Annotated in this window: 3 protein-coding genes; all 3 read left to right on the plus strand. The window is 68.0% G+C overall.

The window, feature by feature from the left end; all coding sequences use genetic code 11:
• Nucleotides 1–1169, plus strand: a 1169-nt coding sequence (locus tag KDB67_RS19850; RefSeq protein ID WP_291019679.1) for an acyl-CoA dehydrogenase family protein, incomplete at its 5' end; no start/stop codon positions are given.
• Entirely contained in the window at nt 1166–2002 is an 837-nt protein-coding gene (locus tag KDB67_RS19855; RefSeq protein ID WP_291019682.1) for an SDR family oxidoreductase, read from the plus strand. The genes KDB67_RS19850 and KDB67_RS19855, both read left to right, overlap by 4 nt.
• Before the next feature lie 118 nt (nt 2003–2120).
• A complete protein-coding gene (locus KDB67_RS19860; protein WP_291019684.1) occupies nt 2121–3275 on the plus strand; it encodes an acetyl-CoA C-acetyltransferase in 1155 nt (384 codons plus the stop codon).
• Nucleotides 3276–3367: the final 92 nt, after the last annotated feature.

Genomic DNA, 3367 nt, shown 5'->3' on the forward strand with positions numbered 1-3367 from the left:
CCTGGCTCGCCGACAATCTCGTCGGCGACTTCGCCAAGCTGGCCGGCCGCGGCGGTCCGGGTAGCGAGCACGAATTCTTCACCGAACGCCTCGCCTGGGACCGGCACCTGGCCGCCGCCGGCTGGACCTGCCTGGGCTGGCCGACCCGCTACGGCGGACGCGGCGCCACCATCGAGCAGCGCATCATCTTCCACCGCGAATACGCCCGCGCCAACGCACCCGCCCGGGTCAACCATCTCGGTGAGGAACTGCTCGGACCCACCCTTATCGAATTCGGTACCGAAGAACAGAAGCAGCGTTTCCTGCCGCACATCGTCGACGTCACCGAACTGTGGGCGCAGGGCTATTCGGAACCGGGTGCCGGTTCCGACCTGGCCGGCGTATCCACTTCTGCGAGAACAGAAGACGGTCGCTGGGTGATCAACGGGCAGAAGATCTGGACGTCGCTGGCGCACATGTCGCAGTGGGTGTTCGTGCTGTGCCGCACCGGCAAGGATTCCAAACGCCATGCGGGACTGAGCTTCCTGCTGGTGCCGCTCGACCAGCCGGGTATCACCATCCGGCCGATCCAGCAGCTCACCGGCACGTCGGAATTCAACGAGGTCTTTTTCGACGACGCAGTCACCGACGCCGATCTGATCGTCGGCGCGCCCGGCGACGGCTGGTCTGTTGCGATGGGACTGCTGCAGTTCGAGCGTGGCGTCTCCACGCTGGGTCAGCAGGTCGGATTCGCCCGCGAACTCGACGATCTCACCGAACTTGCCCGCACCAATGGAGCCATCGATGATCCAGCCATCGCTGCCCGGCTCGCCCGGGCACGGATCGGTCTGACCGTGATGGGCGCGCACGCACGGCGCACCCTCGGCGGCGACATCACCTCGGAAGCCGGCGCCGCGTCGACATCAAAACTGTTGTGGGCCAACTGGCATCGCGATCTGGGTGAGCTCGCGATGACGGTGGTGGGTGCGCCGTCGCTGATCGGCCCGTCGCACACCGCAGAGGGCAGACCCAACGACCTGTACGACCCCGAGCACGTCGAGCTCGACGAGTGGCAGCGACTGTGGCTGTTCACCCGCGCCGACACCATCTATGGCGGCTCGAATGAGGTGCAGCGCAACATCATCGCCGAGCGGGTGCTCGGCCTACCCCGGGAGGCACGTCCGTCATGACAGCAGTATCGAGATCCGCCGGAGATTTCCCGTCGCTCCGCTCGCCCCTGGCCACCCCGCCTGCCGAAACCCCCGGCCACGGACTGCTCGCCGGACGCAAGGCCGTGGTCACCGCCGCCGCCGGCACCGGCATCGGCTTCTCGACGGCGCGGCGCATCCTGCTCGAAGGCGGCGACGTGCTGATCAGCGACTGGCACGAACGCCGGCTCGGCGAGGCCCGCGACAAGCTCGCCGAGGAGTTCCCTGATCGGACCGTCGCCCAGCTCACCTGCAATGTGCAGGACACCGCCGAGGTCGACGACCTGATCGCCGGTGCCGCAACCGAACTCGGCCGCATCGATGTGCTGGTCAACAATGCCGGTCTCGGCGGCGAGACACCGGTCGCACAGATGACCGATGAGGAGTGGGATCGCGTCGTCGACATCACCCTCACCGGCACCTTCCGCGCCACCCGGGCCGCGCTGCGCTACTTCGGTTCCGTCGAGCACGGCGGCGTCATCGTCAACAACGCCTCGGTCCTCGGCTGGCGCGCCCAGCGCGGCCAGGCGCACTACGCCGCCGCCAAGGCCGGTGTCATGGCGCTGACCCGTTGCGCCGCAATCGAAGCCGCCGATGTGGGGGTGCGCATCAACGCCGTCGCCCCATCGATCGCCAAGCACCCGTTCCTCGCCAAGGTCACCAGCGACGAACTCCTCGACGAACTCGCCTCCAAAGAGGCCTACGGCCGCGCCGCCGAGGTCTGGGAGGTCGCAGCGACCATAGCGATGCTCGCCAGCGACTACACCACTTACCTCACCGGCGAAGTCGTCTCCATCTCCTCCCAACGCGCCTGATTGTTGATCCCTGAGGAGCCGCCGTCGCGCCGGCTTGCGAGCCGACCGGCAGCGTCACGAAGGGTCCGGCGACGGACGGCTCTCAGCGCAACCACCGACATCAACGAAGGACACCACCATGACCACCCCCCAGGCCTACATCGTCGACGCCGTCCGCACCCCGGTCGGCAAACGTAACGGCTCACTCGCCAAGGCACACCCCGCCGACCTCGGCGCCCACGTCATCGCGGCGATCGTCGAACGCACCGGCATCGACCCGGAGGTCGTCGACGATGTGGTGTTCGGCTGCGTCGATGCGATCGGCCCCCAGGCCGGCAACATCGGCCGCACCGCGTGGCTGGCCGCCGGGATGCCACTGGGCGTACCCGGCACCACGATCGACCGCCAGTGCGGATCATCGCAGCAGGCAATCCATTTCGCCGCCCAGGGCGTGATGAGCGGCACCCAGGACGTTGTCGTCGGCGGTGGCGTGCAGAACATGAGCGCAATCCCCATCTCGCAGGCCATGATCGCCGGACAGGAGTTCGGATTCACCACGCCCACAGCAGAATCCGAGGGCTGGCGCAAGCGTTTCGGCGACGCCGAGATCTCCCAGTTCGCCGGCGCCGACGCGATGGCCGTCAAATGGGACATCAGCCGCGAGGATATGGAGCAGTGGGCGTTCAACTCGCACGACCGCGCCCGCACCGCCATCGCCGACGGCCGCTTCGACCGCGAGATCGTCGCCTACGGTGATCTGTCCGTCGACGAATGCCCCCGCGAAACCACGCTGGAGAAGATGGCCGGCCTCAAACCGCTCGCCGAGGGTTCCCGGCTCACCGCGGCCGTCGCTTCCCAGATCTCCGACGGCGCATCGGCGGCGCTGGTCGTCTCCGAGGCCGCCCTCAAGCAGTACGACCTCACCCCGCGCGCCCGCATCCACCACCTGTCGGTGCGCGGCGACGACCCGGTGATGATGCTCTCGGCACCCATCCCGGCCACCGCGTACGCCCTGAACAAGGCGGGCATGAGCATCGACGACATCGACGTCGTCGAGATCAACGAGGCGTTCGCGTCGGTGGTGCTGGCCTGGATCAAGGAGACCGGTGCCGATCCGGCCAAAGTCAACCCGAACGGCGGCGCGATCGCCCTCGGTCACCCCCTCGGCGCCACCGGCACCAAGCTCTTTGCCACCCTCCTCAACGAACTCGAACGCACCGGCGGCCGCTACGGCCTGCAGACGATGTGCGAGGGCGGCGGCACCGCCAACGTCACCATCATCGAACGCCTCTGACCGTGGCCCGGCCGCCGCAATGAGCCGGCCACCCACCCGATCCCTGAGGCCAAACCGATGCGTGAGCCGGTCACCTTCTCGGTCCCTGAGGC

It is taken from the genome of Gordonia sp. (in: high G+C Gram-positive bacteria) (genome assembly GCF_020438995.1).
Classification (GTDB): domain Bacteria; phylum Actinomycetota; class Actinomycetes; order Mycobacteriales; family Mycobacteriaceae; genus Gordonia.